17 protein-coding genes are annotated in these 16,469 nt (G+C 36.8%); 2 read left to right on the top strand and 15 right to left on the bottom strand.

Annotated elements, in window-relative coordinates; translation table 11 throughout:
• Nucleotides 1–54: 54 nt before the first annotated feature.
• The 6 genes from QF044_RS04665 to QF044_RS04640 all read right to left on the bottom strand — a co-directional run bounded on the left by QF044_RS04665 (nucleotide 55) and on the right by QF044_RS04640 (nucleotide 3,136).
• Nucleotides 55–288 carry a hypothetical protein gene (locus QF044_RS04665; RefSeq protein ID WP_307264235.1) on the bottom strand — a complete coding sequence of 78 codons (234 nt, stop codon included), beginning with the start codon at nucleotides 286–288 and terminating at the stop codon, nucleotides 55–57.
• Between the two features lie 14 nt (nucleotides 289–302).
• Nucleotides 303–662: a cupin domain-containing protein gene (locus tag QF044_RS04660; RefSeq protein WP_307264233.1), complete on the bottom strand. Its 360-nt coding sequence runs from the start codon at nucleotides 660–662 to the stop codon at nucleotides 303–305.
• Nucleotides 649–1,185: a GNAT family N-acetyltransferase gene (locus tag QF044_RS04655; protein WP_307264230.1), complete on the bottom strand. Its 537-nt coding sequence runs from the start codon at nucleotides 1,183–1,185 to the stop codon at nucleotides 649–651. Before QF044_RS04655 ends, QF044_RS04660 begins: the two co-directional genes overlap by 14 nt.
• 2 nt (nucleotides 1,186–1,187) lie before the next feature.
• Nucleotides 1,188–1,793 (bottom strand): DUF2911 domain-containing protein, encoded by a 606-nt coding sequence (locus QF044_RS04650; RefSeq protein ID WP_307264227.1) that lies wholly within the window; start codon nucleotides 1,791–1,793, stop codon nucleotides 1,188–1,190.
• A gap of 221 nt (nucleotides 1,794–2,014) precedes the next feature.
• Nucleotides 2,015–2,563 (bottom strand): DinB family protein, encoded by a 549-nt coding sequence (locus tag QF044_RS04645; RefSeq protein ID WP_307264225.1) that lies wholly within the window; start codon nucleotides 2,561–2,563, stop codon nucleotides 2,015–2,017.
• A 54-nt stretch (nucleotides 2,564–2,617) separates the two neighbouring features.
• Entirely contained in the window at nucleotides 2,618–3,136 is a 519-nt protein-coding gene (locus QF044_RS04640; RefSeq protein ID WP_307264223.1) for a Crp/Fnr family transcriptional regulator, read from the bottom strand.
• Nucleotides 3,137–3,212: 76 nt separating this feature from the next.
• On the opposite strand from QF044_RS04640, the gene QF044_RS04635 reads away from it, so the two are divergent.
• Nucleotides 3,213–4,067: a hypothetical protein gene (locus QF044_RS04635; RefSeq protein WP_307264221.1), complete on the top strand. Its 855-nt coding sequence runs from the start codon at nucleotides 3,213–3,215 to the stop codon at nucleotides 4,065–4,067.
• 54 nt (nucleotides 4,068–4,121) lie between these two features.
• On the opposite strand, the gene QF044_RS04630 is transcribed toward QF044_RS04635, so the two are convergent.
• The 8 genes from QF044_RS04630 to QF044_RS04595 all read right to left on the bottom strand — a co-directional run bounded on the left by QF044_RS04630 (nucleotide 4,122) and on the right by QF044_RS04595 (nucleotide 14,094).
• Entirely contained in the window at nucleotides 4,122–5,165 is a 1,044-nt protein-coding gene (locus QF044_RS04630) for a bifunctional transcriptional activator/DNA repair enzyme AdaA (RefSeq protein WP_307264219.1), read from the bottom strand.
• Nucleotides 5,165–5,941, bottom strand: coding sequence for an isocitrate lyase/phosphoenolpyruvate mutase family protein (locus QF044_RS04625; protein WP_307264217.1), 777 nt, complete (start codon nucleotides 5,939–5,941; stop codon nucleotides 5,165–5,167). The genes QF044_RS04630 and QF044_RS04625 overlap by 1 nt, the downstream gene beginning before the upstream one ends.
• A 64-nt stretch (nucleotides 5,942–6,005) precedes the next feature.
• Nucleotides 6,006–6,476 carry a DUF1203 domain-containing protein gene (locus QF044_RS04620; RefSeq protein ID WP_307264214.1) on the bottom strand — a complete coding sequence of 157 codons (471 nt, stop codon included), beginning with the start codon at nucleotides 6,474–6,476 and terminating at the stop codon, nucleotides 6,006–6,008.
• Nucleotides 6,477–6,706: 230 nt separating this feature from the next.
• Nucleotides 6,707–7,246 (bottom strand): rhomboid family intramembrane serine protease, encoded by a 540-nt coding sequence (locus QF044_RS21565; RefSeq protein ID WP_373462678.1) that lies wholly within the window; start codon nucleotides 7,244–7,246, stop codon nucleotides 6,707–6,709.
• Between the two features lie 1,163 nt (nucleotides 7,247–8,409).
• A complete protein-coding gene (gene carB / locus QF044_RS04610; protein ID WP_307264208.1) occupies nucleotides 8,410–11,589 on the bottom strand; it encodes a carbamoyl-phosphate synthase large subunit in 3,180 nt (1,059 codons plus the stop codon).
• Between the two features lie 45 nt (nucleotides 11,590–11,634).
• Nucleotides 11,635–11,997 carry a four helix bundle protein gene (locus QF044_RS04605; protein WP_306845838.1) on the bottom strand — a complete coding sequence of 121 codons (363 nt, stop codon included), beginning with the start codon at nucleotides 11,995–11,997 and terminating at the stop codon, nucleotides 11,635–11,637.
• A gap of 10 nt (nucleotides 11,998–12,007) precedes the next feature.
• Complete coding sequence (locus QF044_RS04600; RefSeq protein ID WP_307264205.1) at nucleotides 12,008–13,090, bottom strand: carbamoyl phosphate synthase small subunit; 1,083 nt, start codon at nucleotides 13,088–13,090, stop codon at nucleotides 12,008–12,010.
• A 107-nt stretch (nucleotides 13,091–13,197) separates the two neighbouring features.
• Complete coding sequence (locus QF044_RS04595) at nucleotides 13,198–14,094, bottom strand: aspartate carbamoyltransferase catalytic subunit (protein ID WP_307264202.1); 897 nt, start codon at nucleotides 14,092–14,094, stop codon at nucleotides 13,198–13,200.
• Between the two features lie 242 nt (nucleotides 14,095–14,336).
• Between QF044_RS04595 and QF044_RS04590 the strand changes: the two genes are divergently transcribed.
• On the top strand, nucleotides 14,337–14,798 hold the full coding sequence (locus QF044_RS04590; protein WP_307264200.1) for an Lrp/AsnC family transcriptional regulator: 462 nt from the start codon (nucleotides 14,337–14,339) through the stop codon (nucleotides 14,796–14,798).
• A 140-nt stretch (nucleotides 14,799–14,938) separates the two neighbouring features.
• Here QF044_RS04590 and argH read toward each other — a convergent pair whose 3' ends face one another.
• Nucleotides 14,939–16,243, bottom strand: coding sequence for an argininosuccinate lyase (argH, locus tag QF044_RS04585; RefSeq protein WP_307264197.1), 1,305 nt, complete (start codon nucleotides 16,241–16,243; stop codon nucleotides 14,939–14,941).
• Nucleotides 16,244–16,469: the final 226 nt, after the last annotated feature.

Raw genomic sequence — 16,469 nt, 5'->3', positions numbered from 1 at the left:
TACAAATAATTTTTATATAAAAATGAAAAAATAACCTCATCATTGAGGTTATCTTTATTCTTGAGTGATTTTATTACAGCCAGAGCACCACCAATATTCTGTTTCAATATCTTTTAATCTGCTTCTCATCTTTTTACTACAATTGTCACAAAAAGATTCATCCTTTTCATTTTCCTTAGCCTGATATCCGCAACGGTAACAACTCCAGTCTGTAAGCCCTGAACGTTCATCATCAATATGCCAGGAAAAAGAATCTTTTTTACATTTTGGACAAATCTGTGTAGCCATATTTAATTGTCTTTCTATTCTTCCCTGTTCACCAGATCCATAGAACATGCAGGAAGGCAAATTGCGATATAGTCGCAGGGTTCTGAGAACGGGTTGCTGTAACGTACTCTTGCTCCTTTTTCTATAAGGATGCTCTGTCCTTTTTCCAGAATGATAATTTCACCATCGATCTCGAACTGCTTTTTCCCTGAGATAATGAGGGTAAATTCATCAAATTCAGGAGTCTGATGAGGCTCGCTCCAGTTTGGAGGGGCTACCATATGGGCAATAGAAATATTGGAATTTCCGGTAGAATTTCCCCAATGCTCCTCAATCAGCTTCCCGTCTGTGGTAGGAACAACGAATGGTGATTTCTGGATTTTATACTTTTTCATAATGGTCCTCTTTTTTTATCTCATACACAAAATTGGTTCTGGTAGGCTCTGCAAAATAAGCAACTTCCTCTTCTGCAATCTTCTTTCCGCCAATTCTTTGTAAGGCAGTCTGTGAACGAAAGTTCTCTTTACCAATATGAAAATGTACTTTATCTACAAACTGGAAAATATAATCGAGCATTATTTTCTTAATCTGTGGATTAATTCCTTTACCCCAGGATTTTATTCCATAGAAGGTGTAGCCTATGAAAATACGGTTTTCCTCTTCATCAAAGTTATAAAAACGGGTACTGCCTAAAACATCACCTGAAGATTTTTCAATAATCTTAAATGCTCCTTCGCTTTCCATAGCGCCCTTAAAAAAGGATTCAAAGACTTCTCTTTTATAACGGTCCGGATTTGGGTGCTGTTCCCAAACTTTAGGATCGGAAGCTACTTCATATAAAGATTCAAAATCCCCTTGCTGTAAGGGGATTAGTTGATATTCCTGATTTTCTAAAACAGTTTGTATTGAAAATTTCATGCTTAACTTTTTGTTTTTGCAGCGTCTGATTCTATTTTCTTAATTTCTTTAAGCTTATCTGAAATTTTGATCACGGCATCCGGTTTTGCAGGTTTCAAAGCAACTTCTGCCTGAGCCGTATCCCATTTGATGACTAAGTTTCCTGAGTTTTCATCTGTAGGATTCAATGTAATTTCAAACCATTCCTGCTTGTCAGCCAGTTTGTTTACAGGTACAGTAACATCTACCACATCCTGTTTAGGATCATAAGTATACGCTCCCCACTGCTGGAAATCTTTATTTAAAATCACTTTCCATTCTTTTTCTGTAGGAACGATAAACAACCCGTAAGTTCCTGCCGGAACCATTTTCCCTCCGAAATTCACAGACTGTCCGAATGTAATTTTGGTGGATGAGTTGGCGCCTGCTCTCCAAACCTGGCCGTAAGGAACAAGTTCTCCGAAAATTTTACGTCCTTTCACTCCCGGTCTTCCATAATCAATACTGATTTTGGACATTGAAAACTGCTGCTCTACCTTCTGGCGCGGACTTGCTGCCGGTACTGAATAATCCTGAGCAAAACTTAAAGCCGAAGCTGATATGCAAAGTGCTAATACTAACTTTTTCACGTGTAAATTTTTGCCTAAATTTACAAAAATCAAAATAAAATAGCCTTCTCCAATCCCAATAATTTTTGCTTTTCCAGATTCCTCCGCATAGCCTGACAAATCTTCGTTTGAATCAATTACACGGCGACAGAGGATCAGAATAGTGATTTTATCAATATCATTTGCCTTTTGACACAGAGATGAACTGTTTTCAAAATTCTTACGGTTGGTGAATTCAAAAATTAAAGGTTTATTAAAACTCTTTCGGCCTGTTGAAGGTGTCTTTTATTATGATAAATCACAAAACGGAAAGTATCGCCCAGCCTGAGCTTTATTGATTTTGAAATACTGATACTGGTTTTGACTTTATTAAGATTGATCTGATCTGCTCTCTGAAGTAATTCTATTAACTGGTTCTGCTGTTTTATAAATTCTTTCACTACATTTTTATCGAGCTGACTATTGATTGGATCCATGTTTTTGAAAGTTTTCATTTTGTTCATTTTTTCCTTGGGAAGCATAGATTTAGCAAAGTAATTCCCTAAATTTCCGGTTTCAAAAACAGGCGTGGAAGAAGTTTGTGAAGAAGAAATTCTTTTATTAATTTCAGGAATATAAAAGTTTCCATAACGGTTGAGATGTTCAAGGCATTCCAATATGCTCCAACTGTCATTGGAAACTCTGGAATTCAGTTTTTCATCCGGCTGCCCCAAAAGTTTTTCTGCATACTGCATATGATCCTGAGTCATTGTTCTTAATTCATTCAATAATTGTGATGTAGAAATTTTCATTGATGATTTTTATACAAATTTCGGGATCGTTTTTTTCATAAATCTTGACTGAACTCAAGATTTTTTTAGCCTGGACAAAGTTTCCGGGGACATTCTGAGATAATTGGCAATATATTTATTGGGGATTTCCTGAAACAGCTTCGGACTTCTTTTTAATACTCTTTCAAAACGTTCCCTAGGCAAGCTGGTCAGCAGGTCTTTCTCTCTTTCGAGCTGCTGCAAAACAAGATCTTCCAGAATACTGTTCCAAAACTTAAGATTCTCATCACTTGAATGAATAAATTCGTAAAAATCTCTTTTAGAAGCTATCCTTACGCTTGTTTTTTTGATCGCCTGAATATAAAAACAGGATGGTTTCCCTGACAAAAATGAATCCAGGGAAACAATAATATTTCCTGTATATCCGAAACGGATGATCCGTTCTTCATTTTCATCCATCATAAAGATCCTGACGCTGCCATTTTCAACAAAATAAATATCTGTATCTGTACTTCCTGAAATCTTTAGAAATTCATTTCTTTTGAATTCCTTTTTTTCCCAATGAAGGCCACTGTTAAGCAGTTCTTGAATCATATGACTTTAGTGTTTGCTATTCCAAAGATAATAGGTAATTTTAAAATTCCAGATTTTAATCACCAATCACTTGATCATGTTAAAAAAAATAAGCTTTGTTATCCTTTTGTCTGCAGGTCTTTTCAGCATACACGCACAGCAGACGATCCCTTTCAGAATCACTAAGCACAACAATATCATTGTAAAGACACTGGTCAATAAAAAGGATTCTCTGGATCTGATGTTTCAGATCGCAATGGAAGATGCTTCTATTTCCCCGGAAAGACAGCGCAAAGCAGATCATATTGTTTTCAATAAAGAGGAAATCAGTGAGAATAATACGGTACAGATTGGAAAATTAACCCTGAATAATATCCGCTTTTCCGACAACCAACTGGCTGGTCACGAAGCTGACGGAAAGATCGGAACCATTCTTTTTGGAGGCAAAGCATTTAAAATTGATTATGATAACAGTCAGTTTATTATTTATGATCAAAAACCTGATGTAAATGACTATCAGCCAATTGCTACGCTGTATGATCAGGAGGCTTTTTATATTGCAGCCGACAACGTTATTGATGGGGATAAACAACAGGAAGCCTACTTTTTACTTCAATCCGGATATTCAGGAGGGTTGCTGTATAGTAATGATTTTACAGCCGAAAAAGAACTGGACAAAAAACTAAAGATCACGGGAGAAAAAACATTAAAAAACTCCAGCGGGAAAAGTATCATCACCAAACAGGGTATACTCCCCTTTTTGAAAGTAGGAAATAGTGTTCTAAAAGATGTTTCAGCAGGTTTTTTTGTTGGTGACCTGAAAAAACAAACGGTTAATTATTTTGGTGCTGATCTCTTGCGAAGATTCAACTGGATCTTTGATGCGGACAGAAAAACAGCGTATATCAAGCCGAGCAAGTATTTTTCAGCCCCTTATTACAAGATCAACTAAAATTATCTATTTAAATTTAATCTTCGTCAAAAACAATAAGTTGGCGGAAGTGATTTAAAACAAAATGGCCCCTTCCAATTCCAGAAGCTTTTGTTTTCTCCATATTCCTCCGGCATAGCCCACCAGTTCACCATCTGAGCCTATTACCCTGTGACAGGGAATGATGATGGCGATTTTATTGATTCCATTAGCTGTTCCTACAGCACGTACGGCTTTTGGGTTGCCCAAAAATTCAGATTGTTGTTTGTAGGTACGGGTTTCTCCTTTGGGTATTTCCGTTAAAAGCTTCCAGACTTTCTTCTGAAAATCAGTTCCGATAATATAAAGAGGTACCTCAAACCTTGTCCTTTTTCGCTCAAAGTACTCATTCAGTTCTTCTTCCAACTGTTTGAAGTGTTTATTTTCTCCCTGGACGATTTCTGCACTCATCGCTTTTGAAAGCCGGGTAAGTTGCAGGTCTATATTTTTCCGGTCTGTAAATTCAAGCAGGCAGATTCCTTCTTCACATGCACAGGCAAACATCGGGCCTAATGGGGTTTCTATTCTTTTCAGGTCAATAATTTTCTGATGGCCGGTATTGTTAGGGGTAGTCCCAATGATATCTTTAAACCGCTCATTGAAGCCGCTTAAACTTTCGTAGCCTGATTCCAGTGCCACTTCTATGATATTTTCACCGTTTTTTATTTTCTTAAATGCTTTATTCATTCTGAATTGTCTTTGAAAAGCCTGGAATGTCATCCCATGATTCTTTAGGAACCAGCGTCTGATGGTCACCGGTTCAATATTCTTTTTCAGAAGGTCTGCATCTTTGATCTTTAATGATTCATTCTGTTGCAGCTCATCCAAAAGATTCTGGATATAGCGGGGTGTTTCATTCAGTTTTTCAAGCGGCCGGCATATTTTACAAGGTCTGTAGCCGTTTTCTATGGCTTTTTCTGTATTGATAAAGAATTCTACATTTTCTCTCTTTGGTTTCCGGGCAGTACAGGTGGGCCGGCAGAATATACCTGTCGTTTTTACAGCCATCCAGTAGATGCCTTCAAATAAGGAATCTTTTTCTAAAGATGCCTGGTACATTCTTTCTTCTGTAAGTTTCATTATATTTTAAAAATTGGAGAAAAACTTTCGGCCTCCCCAATGGCTTTTAATGCGGTTTCCAATTGCCCATAAATATAGCCATTTAAGAAATTTCCTGATGAAATTCTTTTAACGCCTAACCTTTTAAGGGTTTTAAAATCCGGAAGTTCGGGCATACACATGACACTGAAGGGAAGCTTTGAGCCATTTATAACGCATTCAATGTCTTGTACATCAGTAATGCAGGGAACAAAAATTCCGTCCGCTTCTGCTTTTTCAATGATTTTTATCCTTTGGATGGTTTCTTCTGTGGCATTTTCTACGCCTAATAGAAACGGATCTATTCTTACATTGACAAAAATTTCAATATCCTGCTCTTTAAGTTTGAGAATAACTGCATTTAATTTTTCATGGAAATCATGCGTACTCAATAGTTTTCTGGTTCCGTCAATGATAACACTGTCTTCGATATTGATTCCAACTACGCCTGCCTTTGCCAGTCTGGAAATGTTTAAAACAATTTCATCTGCAGTTTTCCCATAACCTCCCTCCAGGTCTACGGACAATGGAATGGATATGGATTTTAAAATTCTTTCAATGATATAAAAATATTCATCAAAGCTCATGTTCTCCCCATCTTCATATCCCAGGGTAAAGGCCACGGCCGAGCTTGAAGTGGCTACTGCCTGATAACCTAATTTTTCATACACCTTTGCACTCTGAACATCCCAAACATTTCCTATTAATAATGGATTATTCTGCTGATGCAGTTCTCTGAATTGCTGAATTGCTGTCATTTTATTTTTTTATCAAAAGTACTGGTGATCTTAGTTTTATGCAACCGAAAAACGGACAAGTATTTTATATTCTTTTTACCGTACAATTAAAACATCCCGGTTTTGCATTATGCAAATGTAGATATTCAATCTCTGGATTTTCCAGAATTTGCAAAAGTCTGTCTTTTAAAAACTGACCTTCAGAAACCTCAGCAAAAATCATCATTGCCTCTTTACTGTACCCCCGAATTGATAACAGTCTATGATTGAACATTACAGGAATTTTGTTTTGTGCATATGTTTTTGTTAATTGATTGGCCCGTACAAAAACCGGCCCGCCGGTCCGATACGGAGAACTGACATCATGAAAATCATAGTTGAGGAGAAAAACCGTTTCACCGATCCTGGCATCTTCCAAAGTGGTTCTGCAAGGAAAACCCGGGAATTGGTCTACTTTCATCTTTTTAATAGTATTCTCTGCCAGTTCAGCTTCTGATAAATCATTTAAATATTCAAAATCTAAATGATTTAATGCTTCAAATTTAAAATTATTCATTTTCTTTTTTTACAAATTTAAATTGACACCATTCATAGTACAACCGAAAAACGGACAAGTATTTTTTATCTCATTAAAAACAAAAACCCCGTAAGAAAACTCGCGGGGTTTAAAATTATATTATCTGAATCCGAAATTACATCGTCTCCATTTTGAAACTCATGCTTTCAATTACTTTCAGGATAGCTTCTACGGTGTCCATGGATGTTAAACAAGGAACGCCATTTTCACTACTCTTCGTTCTGCATATCAATTTTTAATTTAAGCTGTCTTGACATTACAATTCCAATGATAAATCCAATTAAGAGGCCTCCAATATGGGCAGCATTATCAACACCACCAGTAAGACCCATAAGTAAATTAAAGCCAACAAAAACAAGTGTGCTTAACAAAAATGCTTTTCCAAAATCAGGTGGGAATACTTTAAGTAATAACGCTGCTAGAAAGAAACCATAAAGTCCAAAAATTGCACCCGAAGCTCCAATACTTACTGTAGCAGGATACCACCATATACTGGTAGCACTTGCTAATATCCCTGTTATCAAATAAACAAGTAAATATCTGGTCTTTCCCAAAAGCGGTTCAAGGAAAACACCTACAAATAAAAGCCCAAATATATTGGCTGAAATGTGCATAAGCCCACCATGCATAAAAGTATTTGTCACAAGCCTCCACCATTGGCCGTCAGTCGTGACTGGTCTGTAATTAGCTCCCCAGCTTAATAAATCATCTCCTTTGAAAGATATAAGGCCAAAACCAGCAATAACCATTGCAATAAAAACGAGTACATTCAGGTTAATAATTATTGGGGTAATAAAAAAATCTTTTTTGGGGATGAAAAATTCAAATATTTCTTTCAGATCTGTATCTTTTTCAGTCCTCCCGCTTTTAAAATCTTCCAATCGCCTTTTATCAAACTTAGAAAATAATAAAAGTACAAAGTACACTAAGATTCCAATTCCCAGTGAACCAAAAATCCATTCTAACTTTTTACCATTTCTATTTTCAAAAGGCTCATTTTGAGCTTTAAAAATTATCTGATCATTCCCATTGATCATTCCTAAATTTGAAATGGCTTTATTAAATTCATCATGATCTTCAGTATTTCCCATTATTTCTAAATACTTGAATTTGCTAAAGTCAGTTTTTTCAAATTCTTTTTGTTTTTGTTCTGCAAATATTTTGTATTTAGTTTCTTTTTCCTGATCTGAAAGATTGTTGCTTATCCGTTCACTATATTGCTTTCCTAACCAAAATTTACTTTCTGCTTTTGCTGTGTCGGAAATGCTTTTTAAAATTGGCATCGCAACATAGATCAGCATATTAAAATTTGTATTATTTTTCCCGGTTACAGTTACTGTATTTTGCACAGCAATATGTCTCTTGTCGATGTAGTAATTCTTTAAAGAATAATATTTCGTTTTTTCACTCTTATCAATTTGTGATATATTTTCAACTTCTGTAAGCTTACCTATAGCTGTTACTAAATATTCCTGAGCAATTATGGTAGGAATTGCTATAGCGATACAAGCAATAAACTGGTATAAAAATGAAGTATTTTCATTTTTGAAATACAACAACTTTATTTTTGGTCTTAGCCAAATTAATATTGGAATAAAGGGAAGTCCAAAAGGCAACCAGAATCTTACAATCTGTTCTTTCAGTGGAATTTCCGCTTTGATAAATAATATCCAATGCAAAAAAGTATACCCTACAATAAAACAAATTGCAATAATCAAAAAGGGTTTAAAAATTAATTTTAGTTTGTCCGAAATTTCGTTCATGTTTTCCTGGTATTACTCTTTTATAAAATGCCATTAATCATTGCAGCCAGCATCTGTGCTGCATTTAAAGTTTGTAAAAATCCACAAAATTAAACAAAAACCCCGCAAGAAAACTCACGGGGTTTGAAATATATTAATTGAATCCGAAATTACATCGTCTCCATTTTGAAACTCATGCTTTCAATTACTTTCAGGATGGCTTCTACGGTGTCCATGGATGTTAAACAAGGAACGCCGTTTTCCACACTCATTCTTCTGATCTGGAATCCGTCTCTTTCTACCTGCTTCCCTTTGGTCATGGTATTTACTACGTACTGTACTTTTCCTTTCTGAATCAGGTCGATCAGGTTGACATCATCTTCTCCGATTTTGTATCCGATTTTACAAGGAATCCCTTTTTCTTCGAAGAATTTAGCAGTTCCTTCCGTTGCCCAGATTCTGAAGCCAACTTCATGGAATCTTGCTGCCAGATCTGCTGCTTCCTGCTTGTGCTTATCTGCAACCGTGAATAAAATGGAACCGTGCATCGGAACTTTTCTTCCTGCTGCGATCAGTCCTTTGTAAAGGGCTTTTTCCAGAGTGGTATCTTTCCCCATTACTTCTCCTGTAGACTTCATTTCTGGTCCCAGAGAGATATCAACTTTCGTTAGTTTTGAGAAAGAGAATACAGGAACTTTTACGAAAACTCCTTCTTTATTCGGAACTAATCCGTTTTTGTATCCTAAATCTTTCAGTTTCTGTCCTAAAATGGCTTTTGTTGCCAGGTTAGCCATCGGAACTTCTGTAATTTTAGACAGGAAAGGAACTGTTCTTGATGAACGTGGATTCACTTCGATCACATATACGTTCCCTTCAAAAAGGACGTACTGGATGTTCATTAAACCAATCACATTCAATCCTTTTGCCAGTCTCTGAGTATAATCTACCAAAGTATCGATTTCCTGCTGAGAAACATTTTGAGGTGGATACACGGCGATTGAGTCTCCGGAGTGAACTCCCGCTCTTTCGATATGTTCCATGATTCCAGGAATAATAACCGTTTCACCATCGCAGATCGCATCTACTTCCACTTCTTTTCCTGTAATATAACGGTCAACCAAAACCGGATGTTCCGGGCTTGCATCTACCGCAAATTCCATATAATGGGCCAATTCGCTTTCAGTGTAAACAATTTCCATTGCTCTCCCTCCCAGTACATAACTTGGACGAACTAAAACCGGATAACCGATCTCGTTAGCAATTGTAATCGCTTCTTCTTTTGACGTTGACGTTTTTCCTAACGGCTGTGGAATTCCCATTTCCTGAAGGGCCTTTTCAAATTTATCTCTGTTTTCAGCTCTGTCTAAGTCTTCCAGTGAAGTTCCCAGAATTTTCACTCCGTAACTGGCCAGTTTATCTGCTAGGTTAATTGCTGTCTGACCTCCGAACTGTACCACCACTCCCATTGGTTTTTCAAGATCGATGATGCTCATTACATCTTCTTCCGTTAAAGGTTCGAAGTATAATTTATCTGAGATCGAGAAGTCTGTAGAAACTGTTTCAGGGTTGTTATTGATGATAATAGCTTCGTAGCCCATTTCTTTGATGGCCCAAACTGAGTGAACTGTAGCATAGTCAAACTCTACTCCCTGCCCGATTCTGATAGGTCCAGAACCTAAAACAATCACTTTTTCTTTATCCGTAACTACAGATTCGTTTTCTTCTTCATAAGTTCCGTAGAAATAAGGGGTTTCGCTTTCAAATTCCGCCGCACATGTGTCTACCATTTTGTAAACAGGGATCACGCCATTTTCCTTTCTGAAATTGTAAACCTCTCTCTGGGAAGATTCCCATAAATGGGCAATATTCTGATCTGAGAAGCCTAATTTTTTAGCCTGAATCAAAGTTTCTTTGTCGAATTTATTGGCCACAATTACTTTTTCAAAATCAACAAGTTTTTTTAATTTCCAGATGAAGAATTTATCAATTTTGCTCCATTCCACAATTTGCTCCCAATCGTACCCTCTTCTTAGAGCGTCACAGATAATGAACAGTCTTTCATCGTCACAAACTCTGATTCTTCTTTCGATATCTTCGTCTGTTAATGCTGCTGCCTGTTTCGTTTTTAATCCTAAATGTCTTAATCCCGTTTCCAAAGAACGAACAGCTTTCTGCAATGATTCTTCGAAGTTTCTTCCGATCGCCATTACTTCTCCCGTCGCTTTCATCTGAGTAGAAAGTCTTCTGTCTGCCGTTTCAAATTTATCGAATGGGAATCTTGGGAATTTCGTTACAACATAGTCAAGAGCAGGCTCAAAACATGCGTATGTTTTTCCTGTTACCGGGTTCATGATCTCGTCAAGTGTCAATCCTACAGCAATCTTCGCTGCAATTTTCGCAATTGGATACCCTGTTGCTTTACTTGCCAATGCTGATGAACGGGAAACTCTAGGGTTTACCTCGATGATATAGTAGTTGAATGAATGCGGGTCTAATGCCAGCTGTACGTTACATCCTCCTTCAATTCCTAATGCTCTGATGATCTTTAGGGAAGCATTCCTCAGTAACTGATACTCTCTGTCAGAAAGCGTCTGAGAAGGCGCCACTACGATGGAATCCCCTGTGTGAACTCCTACCGGATCTATATTTTCCATGTTACAAACCACAATCGCATTGTCGTTGGCATCACGCATTACTTCGTATTCAATTTCTTTGAAACCTGCAATTGATCTTTCGATAAGACATTGCGTCACAGGACTGTATTTCAATCCCAGTTCAGCAATCTCTTTCAATTCAGCTTCTGTAGAGGCAATACCCCCACCTGTTCCTCCCATCGTAAAGGCAGGACGAACGATAACGGGATATCCGATCTCTTCAGCAAAACGGATCGCTCCTTCTACTGTAGTCACGATATCTGATTCTGGAACAGGCTCATTCAGTTCTCTCATCAATTCACGGAACAAATCTCTGTCCTCCGCTCTGTTGATCGCAGAAAGTTTAGTTCCTAAAACTTCTACTTTGCATTCTTCAAGAATTCCTGATTTTTCCAGTTCTACCGCCATATTCAGACCTGTCTGACCTCCCAGTGTTGGTAATAAAGCATCCGGGCGCTCTTTTCTGATGATATGACTTACAAACTGAAGTGAAATCGGCTCGATATATACTTTATCAGCGATTTCCACATCTGTCATAATAGTCGCAGGGTTTGAGTTGATCAAAATCACCTTGTAGCCTTCTTCTCTCAAAGACAGACAAGCCTGCGTTCCTGCGTAATCAAATTCAGCTGCCTGACCGATGATGATGGGCCCTGAACCGATTACTAGTATTGTTTTTATATCGTTTCTTTTCATAGGTTTAAAATGTAACAATTTATCAATCTAACAGTGTAACAATGTTTACAGTCCGTTTTCCTTTGATAAACTTGTGCTTAAAATTTTATAAATAATTTTTCCAATTTCTATAATCTGCGTTTCCAACTTATCATCAAAGGGATAATTTTTGGAGTGTTTACACAGATATAACCAATATTTTGTTTCTTCAAGTTCTTTGGCTGCAATTTTTATTTTATTCACAAAATCTTTTTTACTATAAGGATTCTGCGCTTCAAAAGAATTTGCACCAATACTTGTTCCTGAACGTAATAACTGTTTAGCAATGACAAATTTCTTATGTTGTTCCAATAATTCGCAAAACTCAATAATATCTAAAGAGAATTTTACTGTTTTTTCAATTAAAGGATTGTTTTCGAAATTGATCATTTAATTATTGTTAAACTGTTACATTTTTAAATTGGTACATTAAATGGATGAACTCATCAAACAAATAATTTGCATCTTCAGGACCTGGGCTTGCTTCCGGATGATATTGAACGGAGAAGCATGGGTGGATCTTGTGTTTAAGACCTTCGTTGGTTCTGTCATTCAATGCGATGTGGGTTTCAACTAAGTCTGTGTTTTTAAGACTTTCCTGATCTACTGCATATCCATGATTCTGAGAAGTAATGGATACTTTGTTTTTTTCAAGATCCAATACAGGGTGATTTCCTCCTCTGTGCCCGAATTTCAGTTTGAAAGTTTTTGCGCCACAGGCAAGACCGATCAGCTGATGTCCCAGACAGATTCCGAAGATCGGAACTTTTCCTAATAGTCCACGGATCATTTCTAAAGCCTGAGGGTTATCTTCCGGGTCACCAGGACCGTTTGAAAGCATGATTCCGTCCGGATCCATTAATAAGATCTCCTCAGCCGTTGTATCATGAGAAACTACGGTGATATCACAGTTTCTCTGAGACAATTCTCTGATGATTCCTAATTTGGAGCCAAAATCAACCAACACTACTTTTAATCCTCTTCCCGGATTGGCGTAAGACGTTTTTGTAGAAACTGTTTCCACCTGGTTGATAGGGAAAGTTGTAGATTTTAATTCTGCAACAACTTCGTTTTCATCAGCTTCAACGTTTACAATTTTACCTTTCACAACACCTGAATTACGTAGAATTCTGGTAAGCCTTCTGGTGTCGATTCCTGAAATTCCTGAAAGGTTCTTCCTTTTAAATAATTCATCTAAAGTGATCTGCGTACGGAAATTGGAAGGAAGATCGCAAAGCTCCTTTACAATCAATCCTTTAATAGCCGGCTCGATACTTTCATAATCATCACGGTTAATACCATAATTTCCGATAAGCGGATAGGTCATGCAAACAATCTGACCGCAGTATGACGGATCGGAGATCAGCTCCTGATACCCTGTCATTCCGGTATTGAAAACTACTTCTCCGGCAGTTTCCAATTCTGCTCCGAAACCTTCTCCATGAAATACTTCACCGGACTCCAGTATTAATTTTTTCTTCATTTTATTTATCTCTTTATTCTATTTTATTCTGTATAATTTCTTTTGTACAATGTATAATGTCGGTTGTATAATATATTTTATATTCATACTTTTTACATTATACTTTTTTACAATTCCTTAAAGGTATACCCTTCTTTTTCCAGTGCTTCTTTAAGGATAGCCATTCTTGCGAAGACTCCGTTCTGCATCTGCTTGAACACTCTTGAACGTTCGCACTCTACAAGGTCTGTATCTATTTCAACGCCTCTGTTGATGGGTGCAGGATGCATGATGATGGATCCATCTTTCATTGCCTTTTCCCTTCCTTTCGTCAGTCCGTATTTTCTGTGGTATTCGGAAGCAGAGAAACTTACCTGGGAATCATGTCTTTCATGCTGGATTCTTAGCAGCATCAGGACATCTACTTCAGCGATTAGCTGATCAACAGGCAGATATGTTCCATTAATTAAAGCTCCTTCATCAAACCAATCTTCAGGTCCTGAGAAATATACTTTAGCTCCTAATCTTCTTAATGCTTCAGCATTTGAATTGGCCACACGACTGTGTTTCACATCTCCTACAATCCCTATCTTTAGTCCTTCAAATTTTCCAAATTCCTGGAAGATCGTCATCAGATCCAGCATGCACTGGGAAGGATGGTTTCCTGTTCCGTCGCCTCCATTGATCACCGGAATATTAATGTTACTTAATTCTTCAAAATACCGGTCTTTTTTATCTCTGATAACAACTAGATTGACCCCCAGACTTTCGATTGTTTTTACGGTATCATAAAGACTTTCCCCTTTGTTTACTGAACTGTGTGAAGCATCGAAAGGAACAACCTGCAATCCCAATTTTCTTTCTGCAATATCAAAACTTGTCTTTGTTCTTGTACTGTCTTCAAAGAAAAGATTTGAGCAGAAAACTTCTCCTTCAATTTTTGCAGTTTTCCCGTTGGCAAAAGCCAGCGCTTCGGTCAGTATACTGTTGATTCTCTCGGCACTTAGTTCTGTGATCGTAAACATAATTCTTAATTTTTGGGCATAAAAAAAGCGAAGACAGGATCTTCGCTAATAATAATAAATATCGTAAAGGGCGCTTTCGCCCGGTAAATCTAATGATATAAATACTCTCTTATTCATTAGGTGCAAAGATATAAAAATTTCACGAATCTACAAAACCAAAGTTTCAAATAAATTAAAAGCTATAATCTTTTCCTTATTTTCATTTTTAATTGATATTTTTGTTTAAAACTCAAACCTACTCTATGGATTTAAAGGACAAAATGATTCTCAGTATTATTCAGGAAGACTCTACATTATCTGTAAAAGAAATTTCAGAAAGGATAGGTCTTACGTTTACTCCTACTTATGAAAGGATCAAACAATTGGAGAAGCAGGGCATTATTGAGAAATACGTTGGTCTTTTAAACCGTGAAAAACTGGGTCTGAATATTGTAGTCTACTGTAATGTCCGTCTAAAGGAGCAGTCCCAAAAAGTACTGGAAACCTTTGAGAAAAACATTATGAAACATGATGAAGTTCAGGAGATCATCAGTCTTTCCGGCGAATATGATTATATGTTGAAAATCATTGCCAAGGATATTAATTCTTACAATGAATTCGCAGTGAATGTGATTTCAAATATTCCTAATATTGGCCAGTACCACAGTTCTATTGTGCTCCACGAGGTAAAAAAATCGACTAAATTTAAGATTGACCTGGAATAATCATTTTTAAATGTATTAAACCATTAAGATTTCTTTAGGTGATTAAGGATAGTTAAGGATTCGCAAACGAATTTTGATAAGTTACCTGCATATAATTTCTTAACTCAACTTAAAAACTTCAATGATCTTAATGGTTCAAATCAACCCAATAATTTATTTTTCAGTTTGTTGAACTGATATTCTATTTTATCCAGACAAAGATTTCCTATGCTTCCCTGATGGGTATGATTTAAATTTCCAACTTCAAACTCAAATTCATTATTTTCAATCTCCTGCCCTACTTTTACATAAGCATCCCGGAATGAACTTCCTTTTTTCACTTCTTCATTGATCTTCTCTACGCTGAAAAGATATTGATATTTTTCATCTTCCAGGATTCCGTCTTTTACCTGAATATTGGGAAGGGTGTAACTCAATATCTCCAGACATTCTTTCAAAGAATCTATGGCTGGGAAAAGAATTTCCTTTGTCAACTGTACGTCTCTGTGGTAGCCTGACGGCAGATTATTCGTCAATAAAATAAGCTCATTTGGCAAAGATTGAATTCTGTTGCATCGCGCACGAACCAGTTCAAAAATATCCGGATTCTTTTTATGGGGCATAATACTGCTTCCTGTCGTGTATTCTTTCGGAAAGCTTATAAAATCGAAGTTCTGGCTTAAATACAGGCAGACATCGTAAGCAAATTTCCCAAGTGTTCCCGCCAAAGTAGCCATTGCCATAGACAGCATTTTCTCAGATTTTCCACGAGTCATCTGCGCGTATACAGAATTATAATTCATCGACTGAAAACCTAAGTTATAGGTTGTACTTTCACGATCAATAGGGAAAGAGGAACCGTAACCTGCGGCTGAACCCAGAGGATTTTTATTAATAATATTCTTCACCGAAAAGAACAGTTCAACATCATCCAGTAACGCTTCAGCATAGGCTCCGAACCATAATCCAAATGAAGACGGCATCGCAATCTGAAGATGGGTATAGCCTGGAAGTAATTTATTTTTGTGCTGATCGGCCAGTTTGATTAAAATCTGGAAAAACTCATCCGTCAACGCTGTAATTTCACGTATTTCATCCAGTAAATAAAGTTTGATATCCAATAAAACCTGATCATTACGGGATCTCGCGGTATGGATTTTCTTTCCGGTATCGCCTAATTTTTCAATTAAAATCGCTTCAACCTGAGAATGAATATCTTCTGCTTCTGTATCGATTTCAAAGTTGCCGTTCTCGATATTTTTTAAAATATCTGCCAAAACAGAAAGTATCTGTTCTGATTCTTCGCCGGAGATAATTCCGGTTTCTGCCAACATCTGGCAATGCGCCATAGAACCTTTAACATCATATTTTGCTAAACGCTCATCAAAGTCAAGATCTTTCCCGACTGTAAATTTGTTGACTAATATATTGGTGGCCAGGTCGTCCTTTTGCCATATTTTTTTCATATTCTATTTTTTACAATATTCAATTCGTTTCAACCTGCTCAGCAGAGCATCCTTATTATTAACTATAAAAAAACATCTCCACATTCAAAAGTCTTCGTCTTTAATTTTCTTTTTTGCATAAATCTTTATTAAAAACTGAACTTTATTGCCTGCTGAGCCTGGTTAAAACATTTTTTTTTTAGATATTAGATGTTAGAAACTAGATGTTAGTGATACGGTGTATGTA

Origin of the sequence: Chryseobacterium sp. W4I1, assembly GCF_030816115.1 — a bacterium.
Classification (GTDB): Bacteria; Bacteroidota; Bacteroidia; order Flavobacteriales; family Weeksellaceae; genus Chryseobacterium.
This window is presented reverse-complemented; position numbering and strand designations above follow the sequence as displayed.

Coding starts and splice junctions, on each gene's coding strand:
- QF044_RS04665 (WP_307264235.1), bottom strand. CDS start 288: ATGGCTACACAGATTTGTCCAAAATGTAAAAAAGATTCTTTTTCCTGG.
- QF044_RS04660 (WP_307264233.1), bottom strand. CDS start 662: ATGAAAAAGTATAAAATCCAGAAATCACCATTCGTTGTTCCTACCACA.
- QF044_RS04655 (WP_307264230.1), bottom strand. CDS start 1,185: ATGAAATTTTCAATACAAACTGTTTTAGAAAATCAGGAATATCAACTA.
- QF044_RS04645 (WP_307264225.1), bottom strand. CDS start 2,563: ATGAAAATTTCTACATCACAATTATTGAATGAATTAAGAACAATGACT.
- QF044_RS04640 (WP_307264223.1), bottom strand. CDS start 3,136: ATGATTCAAGAACTGCTTAACAGTGGCCTTCATTGGGAAAAAAAGGAA.
- QF044_RS04635 (WP_307264221.1), top strand. CDS start 3,213: ATGTTAAAAAAAATAAGCTTTGTTATCCTTTTGTCTGCAGGTCTTTTC.
- QF044_RS04630 (WP_307264219.1), bottom strand. CDS start 5,165: ATGAAACTTACAGAAGAAAGAATGTACCAGGCATCTTTAGAAAAAGAT.
- QF044_RS04625 (WP_307264217.1), bottom strand. CDS start 5,941: ATGACAGCAATTCAGCAATTCAGAGAACTGCATCAGCAGAATAATCCA.
- QF044_RS04620 (WP_307264214.1), bottom strand. CDS start 6,476: ATGAATAATTTTAAATTTGAAGCATTAAATCATTTAGATTTTGAATAT.
- QF044_RS21565 (WP_373462678.1), bottom strand. CDS start 7,246: ATGGTTATTGCTGGTTTTGGCCTTATATCTTTCAAAGGAGATGATTTA.
- carB (WP_307264208.1), bottom strand. CDS start 11,589: ATGAAAAGAAACGATATAAAAACAATACTAGTAATCGGTTCAGGGCCC.
- QF044_RS04605 (WP_306845838.1), bottom strand. CDS start 11,997: ATGATCAATTTCGAAAACAATCCTTTAATTGAAAAAACAGTAAAATTC.
- QF044_RS04600 (WP_307264205.1), bottom strand. CDS start 13,090: ATGAAGAAAAAATTAATACTGGAGTCCGGTGAAGTATTTCATGGAGAA.
- QF044_RS04595 (WP_307264202.1), bottom strand. CDS start 14,094: ATGTTTACGATCACAGAACTAAGTGCCGAGAGAATCAACAGTATACTG.
- QF044_RS04590 (WP_307264200.1), top strand. CDS start 14,337: ATGGATTTAAAGGACAAAATGATTCTCAGTATTATTCAGGAAGACTCT.
- argH (WP_307264197.1), bottom strand. CDS start 16,243: ATGAAAAAAATATGGCAAAAGGACGACCTGGCCACCAATATATTAGTC.